18 protein-coding genes are annotated in these 18,697 nt (G+C 74.7%); 9 read left to right on the top strand and 9 right to left on the bottom strand.

Annotation, left to right across the window (positions count from 1 at the left end; translation table 11 throughout):
* Positions 1-21 precede the first annotated feature (21 nt).
* The gene (locus ACH436_RS18815) at positions 22-861 is read right to left on the bottom strand and encodes a DUF4097 family beta strand repeat-containing protein (RefSeq protein ID WP_430561731.1); all 840 of its coding nucleotides are present in this window, start codon (positions 859-861) and stop codon (positions 22-24) included.
* 76 nt (positions 862-937) lie between these two features.
* Positions 938-1,465, bottom strand: coding sequence for a histidine kinase (locus tag ACH436_RS18820; protein WP_430561732.1), 528 nt, complete (start codon positions 1,463-1,465; stop codon positions 938-940).
* Between the two features lie 122 nt (positions 1,466-1,587).
* On the opposite strand from ACH436_RS18820, the gene ACH436_RS18825 reads away from it, so the two are divergent.
* Positions 1,588-2,394, top strand: coding sequence for a class I SAM-dependent methyltransferase (locus ACH436_RS18825; protein ID WP_430561733.1), 807 nt, complete (start codon positions 1,588-1,590; stop codon positions 2,392-2,394).
* Between the two features lie 19 nt (positions 2,395-2,413).
* On the opposite strand, the gene ACH436_RS18830 is transcribed toward ACH436_RS18825, so the two are convergent.
* Entirely contained in the window at positions 2,414-3,292 is an 879-nt protein-coding gene (locus ACH436_RS18830; RefSeq protein ID WP_430561734.1) for a VOC family protein, read from the bottom strand.
* Between the two features lie 111 nt (positions 3,293-3,403).
* Between ACH436_RS18830 and ACH436_RS18835 the strand changes: the two genes are divergently transcribed.
* Together ACH436_RS18835 and ACH436_RS18840 are read left to right on the top strand one after the other, a co-directional pair.
* Positions 3,404-4,690, top strand: coding sequence for an endonuclease/exonuclease/phosphatase family protein (locus ACH436_RS18835; protein ID WP_430561735.1), 1,287 nt, complete (start codon positions 3,404-3,406; stop codon positions 4,688-4,690).
* A 234-nt stretch (positions 4,691-4,924) separates the two neighbouring features.
* Positions 4,925-6,088: a ScyD/ScyE family protein gene (locus tag ACH436_RS18840; RefSeq protein WP_430561736.1), complete on the top strand. Its 1,164-nt coding sequence runs from the start codon at positions 4,925-4,927 to the stop codon at positions 6,086-6,088.
* A 91-nt stretch (positions 6,089-6,179) separates the two neighbouring features.
* Here ACH436_RS18840 and ACH436_RS18845 read toward each other — a convergent pair whose 3' ends face one another.
* Positions 6,180-7,262, bottom strand: coding sequence for a Gfo/Idh/MocA family protein (locus ACH436_RS18845; protein WP_430561737.1), 1,083 nt, complete (start codon positions 7,260-7,262; stop codon positions 6,180-6,182).
* Entirely contained in the window at positions 7,259-8,425 is a 1,167-nt protein-coding gene (locus ACH436_RS18850; protein ID WP_430561738.1) for a Gfo/Idh/MocA family protein, read from the bottom strand. Before ACH436_RS18850 ends, ACH436_RS18845 begins: the two co-directional genes overlap by 4 nt.
* A gap of 59 nt (positions 8,426-8,484) precedes the next feature.
* On the opposite strand from ACH436_RS18850, the gene ACH436_RS18855 reads away from it, so the two are divergent.
* Positions 8,485-9,537: a LacI family DNA-binding transcriptional regulator gene (locus tag ACH436_RS18855; protein ID WP_430561739.1), complete on the top strand. Its 1,053-nt coding sequence runs from the start codon at positions 8,485-8,487 to the stop codon at positions 9,535-9,537.
* Between the two features lie 77 nt (positions 9,538-9,614).
* The gene (locus ACH436_RS18860; RefSeq protein WP_430561740.1) at positions 9,615-10,745 is read left to right on the top strand and encodes a threonine aldolase family protein; all 1,131 of its coding nucleotides are present in this window, start codon (positions 9,615-9,617) and stop codon (positions 10,743-10,745) included.
* A gap of 78 nt (positions 10,746-10,823) precedes the next feature.
* Here the strand turns inward: ACH436_RS18860 and ACH436_RS18865 are convergent, their stop codons facing one another.
* On the bottom strand, positions 10,824-12,095 hold the full coding sequence (locus ACH436_RS18865) for an MFS transporter (protein ID WP_430561741.1): 1,272 nt from the start codon (positions 12,093-12,095) through the stop codon (positions 10,824-10,826).
* Between the two features lie 128 nt (positions 12,096-12,223).
* Here ACH436_RS18865 and ACH436_RS18870 point away from each other — a divergent pair, with 128 nt between their 5' ends.
* The 3 genes from ACH436_RS18870 to ACH436_RS18880 are packed head-to-tail and all read left to right on the top strand — an operon-like array spanning position 12,224 to position 14,898.
* On the top strand, positions 12,224-13,135 hold the full coding sequence (locus ACH436_RS18870; RefSeq protein ID WP_430561742.1) for a winged helix-turn-helix transcriptional regulator: 912 nt from the start codon (positions 12,224-12,226) through the stop codon (positions 13,133-13,135).
* Positions 13,136-13,174: 39 nt separating this feature from the next.
* Positions 13,175-13,639 (top strand): SRPBCC family protein, encoded by a 465-nt coding sequence (locus ACH436_RS18875; protein WP_430561743.1) that lies wholly within the window; start codon positions 13,175-13,177, stop codon positions 13,637-13,639.
* Positions 13,636-14,898: a glycoside hydrolase family 3 N-terminal domain-containing protein gene (locus tag ACH436_RS18880; protein WP_430561744.1), complete on the top strand. Its 1,263-nt coding sequence runs from the start codon at positions 13,636-13,638 to the stop codon at positions 14,896-14,898. Before ACH436_RS18875 ends, ACH436_RS18880 begins: the two co-directional genes overlap by 4 nt.
* Before the next feature lie 51 nt (positions 14,899-14,949).
* Here ACH436_RS18880 and ACH436_RS18885 read toward each other — a convergent pair whose 3' ends face one another.
* From ACH436_RS18885 to ACH436_RS18895, 3 genes are all read right to left on the bottom strand, one after another.
* Positions 14,950-15,252, bottom strand: coding sequence for a hypothetical protein (locus ACH436_RS18885; RefSeq protein WP_430561745.1), 303 nt, complete (start codon positions 15,250-15,252; stop codon positions 14,950-14,952).
* On the bottom strand, positions 15,249-16,520 hold the full coding sequence (locus ACH436_RS18890; RefSeq protein WP_430561746.1) for an anion permease: 1,272 nt from the start codon (positions 16,518-16,520) through the stop codon (positions 15,249-15,251). The genes ACH436_RS18885 and ACH436_RS18890 overlap by 4 nt, the downstream gene beginning before the upstream one ends.
* Before the next feature lie 138 nt (positions 16,521-16,658).
* Positions 16,659-17,555 carry an NUDIX hydrolase gene (locus ACH436_RS18895; protein ID WP_430561747.1) on the bottom strand — a complete coding sequence of 299 codons (897 nt, stop codon included), beginning with the start codon at positions 17,553-17,555 and terminating at the stop codon, positions 16,659-16,661.
* Between the two features lie 49 nt (positions 17,556-17,604).
* Here ACH436_RS18895 and ACH436_RS18900 point away from each other — a divergent pair, with 49 nt between their 5' ends.
* Positions 17,605-18,696 carry an SPFH domain-containing protein gene (locus tag ACH436_RS18900; RefSeq protein WP_430561748.1) on the top strand — a complete coding sequence of 364 codons (1,092 nt, stop codon included), beginning with the start codon at positions 17,605-17,607 and terminating at the stop codon, positions 18,694-18,696.
* Position 18,697: the final 1 nt, after the last annotated feature.

An 18,697-nucleotide genomic window follows, 5' to 3' on the forward strand; every position in this document is an offset into this window, starting at 1 on the left:
CCGATTCCTGGGGCCGGTGGTTCAGGGCCGGCGGACGACGACGTCACCGAAGCCGGTGCTGGCGTGGATCTCCGCCGTGGCCTCGTCCTGCACCGGCCCCTCGGTGGGGGTCAGCTGGTTGCGGACGGAGCCGTTCTCCGACGACACGTCGAGGTAGGCGGCGGTGCCCTCGGGCACCCCGACCTCGATCGACCCGTAGGAGGTCGTGAGGGTGACGGCGCCGGACTCGAGGGTGTTCACCCGGATCCCGGCGTGCGCCGACTTGGCCGTGAGGGTGCCGCGCACCCGGCTGACCGCGATGTCGCCGTGCGCGCCCCGCACCTCGAGGGCCCCGGTCACGGAGCCGACGGTCGTGGTGCCGTTGGTCGCGCGGATCGTGCCCTCGCCGGAGATCTCGTCGACGAAGACGGACCCGGCGCTCACCTTGACGTCGAGGGTTCCGGTGACGCGGCCCGCGGTCGCGGAGCCGGCGGAGATCTTGAGGTCGAGCCGCTCGACGTCGTCCACCCGGGCGTTGCCGGCGGACAGCGTCATGTCGACGGCGGCGAGCACACCCTCGGCGTACAGCGAGCCGGCCTTTCCGGACAGGGTCGACCCCTCGGGGAGCTCGACGGTGATGTCGGCGGTGCCGGCCGCGAACGGGAGCACGAACTGCTTCCACGAGCCGGGGTACGTGATCGAGACGGCGTCGCCGTCGCGGTCGACGCGCACCTGCTCGGCGGCGCGGGCGCTACCGGACTTGGCGTTGGTCGGCAGCACGGTGACGACGACGTCGTCACGCTCCCCGGCGACGACGTGCACGTTGGCGAACGGCACGTCGATCAGGACGGGCACGGGCTGCGGGGCGGGGAAAGTAGGCATGACGGAGCTCCAGGAGTGGTGTCGGGGTGGTGTCAGGGAGGACGAGGGCGGTGCGGTGCGGGGCCGTGCGAGGGGATCAGCGCACCCAGCCGGTGACGCGACCGGAGCCGCGCTGCTGCGGACGGGCCTGGGCGGCCGGGCGTCCGGTGGACTGCTCGAGCGCCGCGGCGACCGCGCGCACGAGCCACGTGTTGACGGAGACGCCGTCGCGGGCGGCGGCCGTCTCGGCCTGCGTCTTGAGGTGGTCCGGCAGGCGCAGGGTGGTGCGGGTGGTGGCGCCGCCCTCGAGGTCGACGCTCACCGAGAAGCCGGGGCCGGTCGCCTCCAGGCTCGGGCCGGGCGCGGGCGCCGGGGAGGGCTCGGACGGCGCGGTGACGACGAACTCGGGCGAACCGCCGCGGAGCCGGATGTCGACCGAGCCGGGGGCCAGCTCGGCGGAGATCTCGCCCGCCGCGTCGGACAGCGCCTCGAGCAGCACCAGCCGGGCGGCGGCATCGAGCGGGGCGGTCAGGCGGGATGCCAGCTCCCGCGCCTCGTCCCCGCCCGCTGCGGCTGCGGTGCCGAGCTGCTGCTGCAGCTCGTCGACGTATCTCGTGAGGTCCATGGCTCCACTATGACACCACGATGGTGTCACCGCAAGACCTTTGACGTCATTCTGGTGTCGAATGTGGTGCGTCGTGGTGTCAGCGCAGGTCAGCCCCGCGGCCCCGGCGTTACCGTGGCGTCGTGAACCGACCCCCGCAGGGCCCTGACACCACCGCGGGTGGCGTGCGCCTCTTCGACGACGTCCGCCCGGACGAGGCGGACCGCGCCTACCTGCCCGGCATGAGCAGCGCGTGGAAGATGCCCTGGTACGACGTGCAGAGCTGGTGGCGCCGCGCCGGACGGCTGCACCGGCGCACCGTCGAGCTCGCCGGGATCGGCCGCGGGCAGCACGTGCTCGACGTCGGGTGCGGCACCGGGAACCTCTCGCTCGCCGTGCTGCGCGCGGTGCCGGACGCCGCGGTGACGGGCCTCGACCCGGACGGTGCCGCCCTGCGCCGGGCGGCGCGCAAGGCCCGACGGCGGCGGGTGGGGCGGCGCGGCTCGCTCACGCTGGTGCGCGGATTCGCCGACCGGCTGCCGGCCCCCGACGCGGGCGTCGACCACGTCCTGTCCTCCCTCGCGCTGCACCACGTGCCGATGGACGAGAAGCGCCGGTTCGCCGCCGAGCTCGCGCGCGTGCTGCGCCCCGGCGGCACCGTCACGATCGCGGACCTCGACGCGCCCGGCCACGACGGTGGACACGACGGCGGGCACGGTCCCCACGGCGAGCAGCACGGAGGTCACGGGACCGGCCACGGTCAGGAACGCGGCCACGGGCACGGCAACCACCGGCGCCACGAGATCGGGGTGAACCAGCACCGGGCGGACAACGCCGACGGCGGCATCCAGCGCCTGCTGACGGACGCCGGGCTGGCGGACGCGCGCGAGGTCGGGCGAGGGACCTTCATGGACACGCCCGTGATGTGGGTGCAGGCGCGCCGCCCCTGACGCTCGTCCCCGCGCCGGCTCAGGACCTCCCGGCCTCCGCCTCGGCAGCCACGAACTCCGGCGGCGGGGCGAACTGCGAGAGCACGAGGTCCGCGCCGAACGGGTCACGGATCGTCGCCTCGCGGGTCCACTCGGTGTCCTGCGTCGCGTGCACGACGGCGCCGGCCTGCTCGGCGGCCTCGGCGGCGGCGTCGCGGTCGGTCACCGCGAAGACCACCGACCAGCGTGCCGGCCCGTCCGCGGGCAGCACTCCCGCGACGACGTCCGAGAAGCCCGGCGGGACGAGCTCCTGCCGCTCGTGGATCCCGGGGTCCACGGTGCGGGCCAGGTGGTCGCCGTACCCGGGCACGCGCGCCATGCCGGCGCCCAGGTCGTCGCTGCGCTCCCAGCCGAGCAGCGGCCCGTAGAACCGGAGCGCGGCGTCGACGTCGGGGGTGAGCAGGTTGCTGAAGTTCCAGGTGCCGGGCTCGTTGACGCGCTGCGCCCCGGCGCGGGTGCCCGCGCGCCAGAGGCGGCTGGGCGCACCCTCCGGGTCGACGATGCGCGCCATCCACCCGGCGGGCTCACCGGGCGGGCCCACCTGCTGCGGCGGCGAGCTCACCACGCCGCCCAGCTCGACGACGCGGGACGCCGCGGCGTCGACGTCGTCGACCGCGAGGTACGTGTGCCACGCCGGCTCGCCGTCGTAGCCCGGGTCGGGGGTCGCGACGGCCGCGATCGCCGTCGCGTCCGTGCCGTCCCACGACGCCACGACGTACCTCCCCGGCGCACCCGGCGGCAGCTTCTCGGTGAACCGCCAGCCGAGCAGCGCGCCGTAGAACACGAGCGCGGCGTCCACGTCCGCCGTCTCCAGGTCGATCCAGCTCGGGGTCCCGTGCGGGTATGTCCGCTGCGTCATCTCCCCAGGCTGCCCCGACCCACTGACACCTCGCCCGCCGACACCGACCGTTCATCCACAGGTCGCCGCGCCCCTCTTCCGCCGCGGCGCCCGGCTCCCTACCGTGACGTCATGACCGTTCGCCGCACCCCTGCCCGACGCCGCGCCGTCCGCCGCCCGGCCGTCGCCCTCGCCGCCACGCTCGCGCTCGGCGCCGGCCTGGCCGCGGCACCGCTCGCCGCGAGCGCCCAGGGGGGCCACGGCGGTCACGGGGGCCACGGCCAGCCCCACGACCGGTCGCTGCGCGTGGCCACGTACAACCTGTCGCTCAACCGGGCGGCCGAGGGCGAGCTGCGGGCGGACCTGGCCACGGGCGACGACCCGCAGGCGCGCACGGTGGCGGAGGTGATCCAGCGCGCGGACCCGGACGTCGTCCTCCTCAACGAGTTCGACTTCGACGCGGCGCACGCGAGCGTGGAGGAGTTCCGCGAGAACTACCTCGAGGTGCCGCAGGGCGGCGCCGACCCGGTGCACTACCGCTACGCGTACACCGCGCCGTCGAACACCGGGGTGCCGAGCGGCTTCGACCTCGACAACTCCGGGGCGGTGGGCGGCGGCAACGACGCGTTCGGCTTCGGGGACTTCGAGGGCCAGTACGGGATGGTCGTGCTGTCGAAGTACCCGATCGACACGCGGAACGTGCGCACGTTCCAGCACTTCCTGTGGAAGGACATGCCGGGCGCCCTGCTGCCGGACGACCCGAGCACCCCCGCGCCGGCGGACTGGTACTCCCCCGAGGAGCTCGACGTCGTGCGGCTGTCCAGCAAGTCGCACTGGGACGTGCCGGTCCGCGTGGGCGGCCGGACCGTGCACGTGCTGGCGTCCCACCCGACCCCGCCCACGTTCGACGGCCCGGAGGACCGCAACGGTCGCCGCAACCACGACGAGATCCGGTTCTGGGCCGACTACGTCACCCCGGGCAAGGCGTCGCGCTACATCTACGACGACGCGGGTCACCGCGGCGGGCTGAAGCCCGGCGAGCGGTTCGTGATCCTCGGCGACCAGAACGCCGACCCGCTCGACGGCGACTCGGTGGACGCCGCGATCGACCAGCTCCTCGACCACCCGCGCATCACCGACCCGCTCCCGACGTCGGACGGGGCGGTCGAGGCCGCCGCGCTGCAGGGCGGGGCGAACACGACGCACCAGGGCGACCCGGCCCTCGACACGGCCGACTTCGCCGACACCGCTCCCGGCAACCTGCGCGCCGACTACGTGCTGCCGTCGAAGGGTCTGCGCGTCCGCGACGCGGGCGTGTTCTGGCCGACGCAGGCCGACCCGCTGTCGCGCCTGACCGGCACGTACCCGTTCCCGTCGAGCGACCACCGGCTCGTCCGGGTGGACCTCGCAGTCCGCTGACCTGGGCATCTATCGCTGATTTCTCACCCGGAGGAACCCTCCGGCGCTGTGGCGACCGTTCCCCGGTCGGGTGCAGTCTGGGGATTGCCGTGCTCACCGCCGAGCGTGACGTGCTCGCCGGGCGCGGCCCTTCTGGTCGGCCGCGCCGACCGCTCGGCACCGCCGCAGGGACGGCGTGCGCCACGTCGTCGCACCGACGACCCCGCCTCCCCCGCTCGGCACCTTGGAGCATCCATGAGACGCGCGACCACCGCGGTGGCTGCAGCAGCGACGGCGCTGCTGCTCGCCGCGAGCCCCGCCGCCGCCCACGGCGGCAAGCCCTCCCCGAAGCCCCCGACCATCACCGACGTGGCCACCGGCCTCGTCACCCCCCTCAGCGCCGCTGCCGGCGCCAAGGGCACCAGCTACGTCACCCAGAACTTCGCCGGACTCCTCACCGAGGTGGACAGGCACGGCGACACCACCGTCCTCTACGCGTCGGCGAACGGCGAGGAGGTCGGCGGCGTCTCCTACCGCGACCGGCGGCTCACGTTCACCGAGACGCTCATCGACGACGCGTCGGGCCCGGTGGCGTCGAGCATCAAGACCCTGCGGCTCGACAAGAAGGGCAACCCGACCGGCGAGGCGCGCACCCTCGCCGACATCCGGGCGTACGAGAACGCGAACAACCCGGACGGCGACGTCACCTACGGGTTCCGCGACGTCGACCAGGCGTGCCTCGACCAGGCGCCGCCGGACGGCATCCCCGTCCGGTACCAGGGCATCGAGGACTCCCACCCGTACGCGACGACGCAGGCCAGGGGCACCACCTACGTCGCCGACGCCGGCATGAACGCCATCCTGTCCGTCAGCGACCGCGGCCGCGTGCGGACCGTGGCCGTGCTGCCCGCACAGCCGGCCGTCGTCACGGCGCAGGCCGCGGCGATGTTCGGGCTGCCGGACTGCGTCGTCGGCGAGACGTACTGGTTCGAGGCCGTGCCCACCGACGTGGAGGTCGGCCCGTGGGGTCAGCTCTACGTCTCCACGCTGCCCGGCGGGCCGGAGGACGACAGCCTCGGCGCACGCGCCTCGGTCTACCGGGTGAGCCCCTGGTCGGGCTCCGTGCGGAAGGTCGCCGGCGGGTTCCTCAGCGCCACGAACCTTGCCGTGTCCCCGAAGGGCGACGTGTACGTCGCGGAGATGTTCGCGAACCGGATCAGCATGGTCAGGCACGGCGGCCCGCGCACGGTCGTCGCGATCGACGTGCCGGGCGCCGTCGAGTGGTCCGGCAAGGGCCTGCTCGCGACGGCGAACGCCTTCGACCCGACCGCGGGGCCGCAGGACCCGCCGCAGGGCACGCTGGTCAGCATCGACCTGCACGCGAAGCACCACGGGCACCACGGGCACCACAGGCACTGACGCCCACCGCGCACCGCGCACCGCGCACCGCGCACCGCGCACCGGTCGAGCCTGTCGGGACCCTCGGCCCCGGCAGGCTCGACCCGCGCCGTCAGGGGGTGAGCACCCGCGCGCCCTGCTGGGCGAGGACGCTGAGCTCGGCCGCCTTGAACGCGTGCTCCTGCGTCATCGCGTTCTCGGTGCGCTCGAGGCAGTCGAGGATGAGCTGCCCGAAGTAGGGGAAGCCGACCTGGCCCTCGGCGTTCAGGTGCTGCTCGCCGTCCCCGTTCACGAGGAACACGTGCCCGCCGCGCCGCTCGGTGGCGATGTTCACGTACTTGCGCAGCTCGATGTACCCCTCGGTGCCGAGGATGATCGTGCGGCCGTCGCCCCACGTGCTCAGGCCGTCCGGCGTGAACCAGTCCACGCGCACGTACCCGGTGGACCCGTTGTCCATGACGATGCCGGCCTCGCCGAAGTCGTCCAGCTCGGGGTGGTCCGGGTGGTGGTAGTTCGCGATCGCCGCGTGGCTGATCTCCGCGTCCTTCGCGCCCGCGTAGTGCAGCATCTGGTCGAAGTTGTGGCTCCCGATGTCGCACAGGATGCCGCCGTACTTCTCCTTCTCGAAGAACCAGTCCGGCCGGCCGGTGCCGAGGCGGTGCGGCCCCAGGCCGATGACCTGCAGCACGCGGCCGATCGCGCCCCGGTCGACGAGCTGCTCGGCCAGGACGGCGGCCTCGACGTGGATCCGCTCGGAGTAGTAGACGGCGTACTTCTGGCCGGTGCGGGCCGTGGCCTCGCGCGCCGCGGCGAGCTGGTCGAGCGTCGTCAGGGGCGCCTTGTCCGTGAAGTAGTCCTTGCCCGCGTCCATGACCCGCAGGCCCAGCGGCGCCCGCTCCGAGGTCACCGCGGCGCCCGCGACGAGCCGCACCTCGGCGTCGTCGAGGATCTCCGCCTCGCTGCGCGCGACGCGCACCTCCGGGAACTTGCTGCGCATCGTCTCGACCTTGGCGGGGTCGGGGTCGTACACCCACTTCAGGGTGCCGCCGGCCCCCGCGAGCCCTTCGCACATGCCGAAGGCGTGGCCGTGGTCGAGGCTGGTCGCCGCGAACACGAACTCGCCCGGCTCGACGACGGGGGCGGGCACCGGGTCCGGCGCGTAAGCGGCGCCGCTCGCGCTGCTCGCCGCGCTCATGCCTTCGCCCCCACCATGATCGCGCCGGGCAGCTCGCCCACCGAGGCCGTCTTCTCGAAGAACCGCGGCGCCCGGTCCACCAGGGTGCCGGTGCGGTAGTACGGGTCGTCGGGCGAGAGCGGCAGGTCCACGGTGCGGCGCTCGATGCCCGCCTCGTAGATGGCGGTGACCAGCTCGATGGCGCGCCGGCCGTCCTCGCCGTCCACCGCGGGTCGACGGCGCTCGCGCACGGCGTCGAGCATGTCGGCGATCTGCCCGGCGTGGCCGGTGTGCTCCAACGGCCGGTGCGCCGCTGCGACGGCCTCGATCTGCGCGACCCGCTCGGTGTCGTCCTCGGCGGCGGGGAAGCCGTTGGGGTTGGCCAGGTTCGCCTCGACCTTCCACGGCTGCGAGACGCGCGCGTCGCGGCCCTGCACCACGAAGCCCTGCTCCTCGCCGTGGCTCACCACCGAGGCGGTGACCTCGGCGAGCGCACGGTCGTACTGGAGCACGCTCACCGACAGGTCCTCGACCTCGGCGTTCTCGTGCGCGGCGTTGGTGAGCACGGACGTGACGGCCTTCGGGGAGCCGAGCATCCACAGGGTCATGTCCAGGTGGTGGATGGCGTGGTTGAGCGTGCAGCCGCCGCCCTCGCTCTCCCATGTGCCGCGCCACCACAGGTCGTAGTACTCGGTGCCGCGCCACCAGGCCGAGCTGACCTGCGCGTGCGTGACCGGGCCGGCGAGGCCCGAGTCGAGCACCTCCTTGAGCGTGGCGATGTCGTCGCGGAAGCGGTTCTGCGCGACGACGGACAGCAGCCGCCCGTTGTCGTTCGCGGCGGCGATCATCGCGTCGCACTCCTCGAGCGACGGCGCCATCGGCTTCTCGACGAGCACGTCGACGCCGGCCTCCAGGGCCTGGATCGACAGGGCGGCGTGGGTGGACGGCGGCGTCGCGACGCTGACGAGGTCGAGCCCTCCTCGGGCCTGCTCGGCGGCGAGCATCTCGGCGGCGTCGGGGTAGACGCGAGCGCCGTCGAGCCCGAGCTCCGCGCGCAGGGCCTCGGCGCGACCGGGGGCGGGGTCGCACAGCGCGACGATCTCGCACTCCTCCCGGAAGCGCTGATAGCCGTCGATGTGCGCCCGGGCGATGCCGCCCGTGCCGACGATCCCGATGGTGAGCATGGTTCCTCCGATGGAACGACAGTCGTGGGAAGCGTTTACCGCAGCGTATGATACGTATCATGCCACAGCACCCGCCCACCAGCCGCGACGTCGCGCGCCTCGCCGGGGTGTCGCAGGCGACCGTCTCGTACGCGCTCACCGGCCGAGGCACCATCGCGGCGGCCACGCGGGAGCGCGTGCTGCAGGTGGCCGAGTCCATCGGCTACCGCCCCAACCTCGCCGCGCGGTCCATGCGCACGCGCCGGTCCGGCCGCCTGGCCGTGGTGACCGGCGCGACGCTCGACCACCAGGTCCGGCTGCTCACCGGCGCCGGAGAGGTGGCCGAGGCCGCGGGCTACGTCATGGAGACGCACACCGTCGACGGCACGGTGGAGCAGCGCACGGCCCGCGTCCGCGACCTCGCCGCGAGCGGGCAGTACGAGGGCGTCCTCACCCTCGTCCCCGTGCTGCCCGAGGCCCTGTCGTCCCCGCCCGGCTCCGCGAACCCCGAGGACGGGACCTCACCTGTCGTCGCCGAGGCCACGTTCGACGAGCAGATGCGCAGCCTCGGCAACCTCGCCGACGCGAGCACCGTCGAGGTGCTGGTCGGCACGCTCGTGGCCGCCGGGTACCGCCGGTTCGTGCACGTGGCGGGTCCCGACCACTACGCCTCGGCGCGCGCCCGCCGCGACGTGTACCTGGCGTCCGTCGCCCGGGCCGCCGCCGACCCCGCCACGCCCGGCGTCGTGTCGCTCGGCGTCCTCGGCGGCTCCTGGTCGGGGGACGACGCACGCCGCGCCGTCGCCGAGCTCCCGGCCGACGCGCCACCCCTCGCCGTGATCGCGGCGAACGACTACCTCGCCGCCGGCGTGGTCCGCGGCGCCGCCGAGCGCGGCTGGTCGGTGCCGGGCGACCTCGTGGTCACCGGCTGGGACGACTTCGAGATGGGGGCGCTGATGATGCCGTCCCTCACCACCGTCGCCGTGGACTTCCCCGAGGCCGGCCGCACCGCGATGCGCCGCCTCGTCGCGGCCGTGCGGGGCGAGCCGCGGCCCGCTGCGGGCGCCCCGATCCACCGCATCGTCTGGCGCGAGTCCACCGGCGGCGACCCGACCGCCCCGGCGTCGACGTAGCGGTTCGTCGTCGTCACGCACAGGGACGACGACGAACCGCTACGTCGGCGGGCCGCGACCCCGCCTACCCTGGGCCGGTGACCGACCCCCGCACCCTCCCGCCGTTCGCCTCCGACAACTACGCGCCCGCGCACCCCGACGTCCTCGCCGCCGTCGTCGCGGCGAACGACGGGTACGCCGTCGCGTACGGCGACGACCCGTGGACGGCCCGCCTCGACGCGCGGGTGCGCGAGGTGTTTGGCGCGGGCGCGCTCACGTTCCCGGTGCTCAACGGCACGGGCGCCAACGTCGTGTCGCTCACCGCGCTCTCGCCGCGCTGGGGCGGCGTCGTCGTGTCCGACGTCGCGCACGTCAACACCGACGAGAACGGCGCGCCCGAGCGGGTGGGCGGCCTCAAGCTGCTCGCCTGCCCGTCGGTGGACGGCCGGATCACGCCCGACGACGTCGCGCGCTGGGCCGGCCAGCGGGACGACGTGCACCGCGCCCACCCGGCGGTGCTGTCGCTGACGCAGTCCACCGAGCTCGGCACGGTGTACCCGCTCGACGCCCTCCGCGCCCTGACGCACGTCGCGCACGACCTCGGGATGGCGGTACACGTCGACGGCTCGCGCCTCGCCAACGCGGCGGCGGCCCTCGGCTGCTCGCTGCGCGCGCTGACCACCGACGCCGGCGTCGACGTCGTCTCCCTCGGCGCGGCGAAGAACGGCGGCATGCTGGGCGAGGCCGTCCTCGTGCTGGGGCCCGACGACGCCCCGGACGACGCGTCCGCCCGCGCCCGGGAGTCGGCCGCGGCCGCCGTGCCGTTCCTGCGCAAGGCGTCGATGCAGCTCGCGTCCAAGACGCGGTTCGTGTCCGCGCAGCTCCTCGCCCTGCTCGGGGAGCCCGGCGAGCCGCTGTCCACGGGCGACGACGCACCGCTGTGGCACCGCAACGCCGCGCACGCGAACGCGATGGCCGCCCGGCTGCGGGCGGGGCTCGAGGCGCTCGGCGGGGACGTCGTGCGCGTCACCCGGCCCACCGAGGCGAACGCCGTCTTCGCGACGCTCCCGCGCGCCGCCGCGGACCGGCTGCGCGCCGTCGCCCGCTTCTACGACTGGGCCGACGGCGAGACCCCGGACCGCGTCGAGGCGCGGCTCATGTGCGCCTGGGACACCGCGCCGGAGACCGTCGACGCGTTCGTGGCGGCGGCCGCCGGCGTCCTCGACTGACTCACGGCGGCAGTTTCGGCTCGGCGCGGCAGCTCGAGCTGCCGCGCCGAACGCTCACTGCCGCCCCGACGGGCGCGATCAGCGCGACAGCGCGGTGGCCGACGGGGTGGCCGCGTCCTCCGCGGCGTCGAAGTCCTCGAGGTTCCGCAGCCGGCGCACGGGGCTCAGCCCCACGATGACGGGGCCCGCCAGCATGACGAACGCGGACCCGAGCAGCACGGCGCGGCTGCCCACCTGCGCGGCGAGCACGCCGGCCGCGAGCGACCCCAGGGGGATCATGCTCCAGGAGACGAACCGCACCGTGGCCATCACCCGGGACAGCAGCTCGGGCGGGCTGGCCACCTGCCGGTAGGTGCGCGTCACGACGCTGCCGGGCACCACGGCCGCCCCGAACACCATCGTGCCGACGGCGAAGCAGAGCCACCCGGCCGTGCCGGCGCCGAGGGGGATCAGCAGCGCGCCGGCGAACCCGACCAGCCCGTCGAGCAGCAGCACGCGCGCCGACCCGAACCGCCGCACCAGCCACGGCGTCACCGCCGCCGCGAGCAGCGAGCCCACGCCGTCGGCGGCGAGCAGCACGCCCACCATGGCGGGCGGCGCGTCGAGGTCGCGCACCAGGTAGAGCGCGAACAGCCCGGCCTGCACGCCGCACACGAGGTTGACGACGCAGGCCCACCAGGTGGCGGGAGCGATCACCGGGTGCCGCACGACGAACCGCCAGCCCTCGGCGATCATCTGCGCCATCCCGGGCCGGGCCTCCCCGTCGCCGAGGGCCGGCTCGCGGCGCTCGGGCAGCCGCCGCAGCAGCAGGGCGGACACGACGTACGACGCGGCGTCGACCAGCAGCGCCGGCACAGCGCCGACGGCCTGCACCAGCAGGCCCGCCGCCGACGGCCCGCCGAGCTGGGTGGCGGCCTGCGTGCCGGAGACGAGGCTGTTGCGGCTGGTCAGCTCGTGCTTCGGCACCACCGTGGGCAGGAAGGTCGTGTTGGCGGTGAAGAAGAAGACCTCGGCCACGTTGACCGCGAGCGCCGCCAGCACCAGGTGGACCAGCGAGAGCTCCCCGAGCCACCACACGAGCGGGACGGCGAGGATCACCGCGGCGCGCACCAGGTCGGCCACCACCTGCGTGGCGCGCAGCGGCAACCGGTGCACGATCGCGCCGGCGGGCAGCCCGAGCACCACCCAGGCGAGGTACGACGACGCGGCCAGCAGGCCGGTCTCGACCGGGCCGGCGTCGAGCACGGTCACCGCGGCCAGCGGCAGCGCGACGGTCGTGACGGCGGTGCCGACCCCGCTCGTGGTGCTCGCGGCCCAGTAGGTCCAGAACGGTCGTGCACTCGTGGCCACCGGCCACCTCCTCGTGATCAGGGAACCGGCAGACGCTGTGAGCCGCCGGACGGTGTAAGTTCCAGATTGGAACTTACCCTATGGTGCGGGATGGACGCGCACCCCGGCCCGGCGAGAGGATGACCCCCATGCGCCGCGAGGACCTTGCCGACAGCTCGTGCGGCATCGCGCAGTCCCTCGGCGTCGTCGGCGACTGGCAGAGCCTGCTGATCGTGCGGGAGGCCGCCGCGGGCGTCACCCGGTTCGAGGGCTTCGACCGCGCGCTCGGGCTGTCGCGCCGCGCCCTCACCGAGCGGCTCGGCGGCCTGGTCGAGCACGGCGTGCTGGAGAAGGTGCCGTACTCCGAGCGACCGCCGCGTCACGACTACCGCCTCACCGCCCGCGGCGAGGGCCTGCTGCCCGTGCTGCTCGCCCTCCAGGAATGGGGCACGCAGTTCGTCATGGGCGACGGCGAGCTCAGCGGCGCCCCCGGCGAGGGCGACCTCGCGCGGGTGCGCGCCCTCGAGGGCGCGCGGGTGCCCGACGTCGCGCTCGCGGCGCACGACGGCTCCACGGTGCGGCTCGTCGACCCCGACCGGTGGACCGTCCTGTTCTTCTTCCCCGGTGCGTACGCCCCCGGCACCCACGGCTACCCGCCGCGCTGGGGCGAGGTGCCCGGCACGGCCGGCTGCACCCTCGAGTGCGTCACCTACGGACGCCGGCACGCCGACCTCACTGCGGCCGGGGCGCGCGTGCTGGGCGTGAGCACGCAGCACCCCGAGCAGCAGGCCGCGTTCGCCGCCCACGCCGGGCTCCCCTACCTGCTCGCCTCCGACCAGGACGGGCTCGCCGCGTCCGCGCTGCGGCTGCCGGTGTTCCGCGCCGGCGGCTCCGACCGCCTCAAGCGCGTCACCCTGCTCGTGGACCCGGGCGGCGTCGTGCGGCACGTCCAGGCACCGGTGACCGACCCCGCGCAGTCGGTCGACGACGCGCTGGACCTCGTGCGCGAGCTGGCGGACGCGACACCACCGGGGACGGCGACGGCGGAGGCTCGGCGTTAGGGTCGGAACCTACCGGAGCCGGCGGAAGGAACCCCCACGATGACCAGCCCCACCAGCACGCCCGAGCACCGCTACCCGCACGTCGCCGAGGCGTCGGTCCACGTGGCTCAGCCGCCCGAGCGCGTGTGGGCCGAGCTCATGCACCCGGGCGCTCGCTGGATGCTGGGTGCGAACATCGAGACGGACTTCCGCCCCGGCAGCCCCATCACGTTCGAGGGGCACTTCTTCGGCCGCCAGTTCGCGGACAAGGGCGTGGTGATCGCCGTCGACCGCCCCCGCCTGCTGCACTTCACCCACTTCTCCCCGCTGGCGGAGCTCGCCGACGTCGAGGACAACTACCACGAGATTCGTATTGCGCTCGAACCGGACGAGACGGGTACGGTCGTGTCCGTGAGGCAGGAGAACATCGACACGGCCCAGCACGCGACGAACTCGCAGGCGCACTGGCAGGACGCGCTCGCGACCCTCGCCCATCGCGACGGTGCGCCTGCCCGACGCGCATGACCCGCCGGCGGCCCCCACGGGCCGTCGCCGCCGTGCTCACCACGGCGCTCGTCGTCACCCCGCTCGCCGCGTGCTCCGGCACGTCCGGCGAGCCGTCGCCCGCACCCTCGCCCGCCGCCGGGCAGGGCTCGCCGCCCACATCCTCGCCCGCGTCGTCGTCCACCCCGACGAGCGCCTCGCCGACACCCGCCCCGGAGGCGACGCCGGGCCCGCAGGGCACCGACGACGTGCTCGCGGGCTGGACCCTCGAGCAGAAGGTGGGCCAGCTGCTCATGGTCGGGGTGTCGGTGAGCGACCCGGCGGACGTGAGCGCCGAGTCCGTCCGTGACAAGCACGTGGGCAACGTGTTCCTGCACGGCCGCAGCACGGCGGGCGTGGACGCGACCCGCGAGCTCGTCGCCCGGTACACGGCCCTCGTCTCCCGGCGCTCGACCCACGGGACGCCGCTGCTCGTGGCCACCGACCAGGAGGGCGGACTGGTCCAGGTGCTCCGCGGACCGGGGTTCTCCGAGATCCCGAAGGCCACCGAGCAGGCCACGTGGAAGCCGGCCACGCTGCAGCAGCGCGCGCAGGGCTGGGGCGACGAGCTCGCGGCCGCGGGCGTCAACCTCAACCTGGCGCCCGTGATGGACCTGGTCGACGGCGACGACCCCGCCGACAACCCGCCCATCGGCTACTTCGGCCGCAGCTACGGCTTCACCCCGACGACGGTGGTCCGCTCGGCGAACGCGTTCGGCGCGGGCCAGCGGGCGGCCGGCGTCGAGCCCGTCATCAAGCACTTCCCCGGCCTCGGCCGCGTCACGGAGAACACCGACACCGAGGCCGAGGTGACCGACGACGTCACGACCCGCGACGACGACGCCGTGCGCGTCTTCGCGCGCGGGATCGAGGCCGGTGCCCGCTACGTGATGATGTCGAGCGCCGTCTACGAGAAGATCGACCCCGACGCCCCCGCCGCGTTCTCCTCCGTGGTCGTCGAGGACGTCCTGCGCGGAGACCTGGGCTTCGACGGCGTCGTCATGACGGACGACGTGTCCGCCGCCGCCCAGGTGCAGGACCGGTCGCCCGGCGAGCGTGCCGTGGACGCCGTGGACGCCGGCGTCGACCTCGTGCTCGTCTCCGCCGACCCGTCCGTCGCCCCCGCGATGGCCGACGCCCTGGTGGCGAAGGCCCGCAAGGACCCGGCGTTCGCGGCGAGGGTCGACGAGTCGGCTCGCCGGGTGCTGGCCGCCAAGTCCGACACGCTCACGCCGAGGTAGTCCCCGAGCCCGCGAGGTAGTTCCCGGACCCGAGAAGAGCAGGACGACGGGTCAGTGCCCGCCGGAGACCAGGAAGACCAGCCCGAAGGCGATGGCCCCGACCACGACGCCCATGCAGGCGATCGCGCCCACGAGACGGGCGGTCGAGGGTCGCGGGATGGCGACGACGCGCGACGCCGGGGCGCCGCTCTCGTCGGCCCCGCGCTGCGCGGCGGACGAGGCCGCCGCCGGGTCGGCCGACGTCGTGCCGGCCAGCAGGCGCAGGCCGAGCGCGAAGAGGGCGGGGATGCCGGCGCCCACGATCAGCCCGGCCACGAGGACCTGGCCGAGGGCGCCCCACTCGATGAAGTTCATGCGTCCACCTTCGGGTTCGACGGGGCGTCGACGGTGCCCACGGCACCGACGGCCGGCGCGACGGACGAGGCGGTGGCCACGGCGGGCACGGGCCCGACCCGCTCGCCGCCGGCCTCGCCGGTGGTGGCGGCCACGGACTGGAGGGACGCGCCCTTCTCCTCGTCCCACTCCTCGTTGACGTTGGTGTGGTCGACCGGCTTGCGGCGCGACGCGATCCAGATGGCCGCGGAGGACACGACCAGCAGGAGGAAGACGGCGATGGTGCCGGCGGAGCCGCCGATGGCCGACTCGAGCCAGTGGCACAGCGCGCCGACCAGGCCGGCCGCGGGGAGCGTGACCATCCAGGCCACGAACATGCGCCCTGCGACGCTCCACCGGACCTTGGCCCCCGGCATGCCCACGCCGGAGCCGAGGACGGAGCCGGTGGCGACGTGCGTCGTCGAGAGCGAGAAGCCGAAGTGGCTGGACAGCAGGATCACGGCGGCGGACGACGTCTCGGCGGCCATGCCCTGGCGGGTGTCGATCTCGACGAGCCCCTTGCCGAGGGTGCGGATGACGCGCCAGCCGCCCAGGTAGGTGCCGATCGCCATCGCGAGGGCGCAGGACAGGATGACCCAGAACGGGACGCCGGAGTCGGCCGGCACCGCACCGCCCGCGATGAGCGCGAGCAGGATGATGCCCATCGACTTCTGCGCGTCGTTGGTGCCGTGCGCCAGGGAGACGAGCGACGCGGAGCCGATCTGGCCCCAGCGGAAGCCGCGGTTCGTCACGTCCTGCGGCACGCCGCGGGTCAGGCGGGCCACCAGCCACGTGCCCAGGCCGGCCACGGCGATGGCGACCACGGGGGCGATCAGGGCCGGCACGAGCACCTTGGCGATCACGCCCTCCCACAGCACGCCCGACGTGCCGACGGCGGCGAGCACGGCGCCCACCATGCCGCCCACGAGGGCGTGCGAGGAGCTGGACGGGATGCCGAACAACCAGGTGATGAGGTTCCAGACGATGCCGCCGACCAGGCCGGCGAGCACGACGGGCAGGGTGATCACCCCGGCGTCGACGATGCCCTTGGCGATCGTTGCGGCGACGGCGAGGGAGAGGAAGGCGCCGACGAGGTTGAGGACGGCGGACAGCGCGACGGCCGTCCGGGGCTTGAGGGCTCGGGTGGCGATGGAGGTGGCCATCGCGTTGCCCGTGTCGTGGAACCCGTTCGTGAAGTCGAACGCGAGGGCCGTCACGACGACGAGCGCGAGCAGAAGCGTCTCGGTCACGACACCATCGTGGGGGGCGCCGGAGGGCTTGATCGACCGTCAGGGGGTCGTTCGGTGAACTGTTCCGGGACTGTTCACCTGGTGTTCATCTGAATCGCGCGTGTCGGACTCGCGCGTCGCGAGCCGGGCCGCCCGGCGTCACGGGGCGGGGCGCAGCAGGGGCGGGTTGAGGACGGCCGGGACGCTCGCCGGCCCGTCGGCAGGGCCGTCGACAGGGCCGTCGACAGGGCCGTCGACAGGGCCGTCGACAGGGCCGTCGACAGGGCCGTCGAGGGGGCCGCCGTCACCCCGGTCCGGCCCGGGGCGTACGCCCGCGCGCGTGCCGGGTCGCGCCGCCCGGTAGAGGGCGGCCGGGCGGCCGGCGCCGCCGGAGGTGAACCGGCCGGTCTCCTCCAGGAGGCCGGGCGTGCCGGTGGCCTTGCGCGAGAAGTTGCGAGGGTCGAGGCGCACTCCCCAGACCGCCTCGTAGACGCGGCGGAGCTCGGCGACGGTGAACTCGGCCCCGCAGAACGCCGTGGCGAGCGGGGAGTACTCGAGCTTGGAGCGTGCCCGCTCGACCCCCTCGGCCAGGATGCGCGCGTGGTCGAACGCGAGCGTCGGCCCGCCCGGGGCGTCCAGCACGTCGGCGACGGGCCACCAGGCCACGGACCCCGCGTCGGACCCGGGGCGCACGACGCCGAAGTCGGGCGCCAGCAGCAGGTACGCCACGGACAGCACGGGCCCGCGCGGGTCGCGGCCGAGCGGCCCGTAGGTGCCGAGCTGCTCCAGGTGGCCGGGCGGGGCGACGCCGGTCTCCTCCGCGAGCTCGCGCGTCGCGGCGGCGGCGAGCCGCTCCCCTGCCTGCACGAAACCGCCGGGCAGGGCGAGGGCCCCGCGGAAGGGCGGGACCCCGCGCTCGACGAGCAGCACCTGCAGGACGTCGTCCCGCACGGTGAGCGCGACGACGTCGACCGTCACGGGCAGCAGCGCCGCGTCCGGGGGCACCGCCCCGCTCGTTCCCGTCGGCGCCTCACGCCCCCCGGTCCTCTGGTCCACCCGGCCACCCTAACCCCGTTTGATGTCAGCTTGACGAGAAATCGGGACGGTGGTTATCGTCATCCTGACATCAATTAATCGTCAGCATGACGAGAACTCGGAGGGCATCATGGCCACCGTCCGCACGTACCCCTGGATCCGGCACTTCCTCGGCAGCCCCACCGGGCACGTCGTGCACCTGCGCCGCGGCCGCGTGGCCCACCAGGGCGTCGGCCAGGCGTTCTGGTTCCGGCCCACCACCTCGGTGCTCAGCGAGGTCCCCGTGGACGACCAGGAGCTGCCCGTCTTCTTCCACGCCGTCACGACCGACCACCAGGACGTCACCGTGCAGGCCAACGTCACCTACCGGTTCGCCGACCCGGTGACCGCGTCGCAGCGCCTCGACTTCGCGGTCGACCCGCACGACGGCACCACCAGCACCGACGGCCGGGACCAGGTCACGACCATCGTCGGCCAGCTCGCGCAGAGCCATGCCGCCGACGTGCTCGCGGGCATGACGCTCGCCGAGGCCATGACCGCGGGCGTCCCCCGCGTCCGGGCGCTGCTCACCGAGGCGCTGCCCGCCGACCCGCGGCTGGTCGCCACGGGGATCGCCGTCGTCGGCGTGCAGGTGCTCGCCGTCCGGCCCGAGAAGGACGTCGAGCGGGCGCTGCAGACCCCGGCCCGGGAGCAGATCCAGGCCGAGGCCGACCGCGCCACGTACGAGCGCCGGGCGCTCGCCGTCGAGCGGGAGCGGGCCATCGCGGAGAACGAGCTGGCGAGCAAGATCGAGCTGGCCACCCGCCGCGAGCGCCTCGTCGCCCAGGACGGCGCCAACGCGCGCCGCGAGGCCGAGGAGCAGGCGGCCGCCGCGATGGTCGAGGCCCGGGCGAGGGCCGAGCGCTCGACCCTGGAGACCGAGGCGCGGGCCGAGCAGGTGCGCGCCGTCGGCGAGGCGGAGGCCGCGGCCGAGCGGGAGCGGATGGCGGTGTACGCGGAGGCGGGCCAGGGCACGCTGGTCGCCCTCGCCCTGCGCGACGCCGCCCGGTCGCTGCCCGACGTACAGCACCTCACCATCACGCCCGACCTGCTGACCGGGGCGCTGGGCGGTCTGGTGCAGGGCGCGCTGGGCGGCGGCGCCCCGGCCGCGAAGGAGGCCTGAC

The organism is Isoptericola sp. NPDC019693, assembly GCF_044389085.1.
GTDB lineage: Bacteria > Actinomycetota > Actinomycetes > Actinomycetales > Cellulomonadaceae > Isoptericola.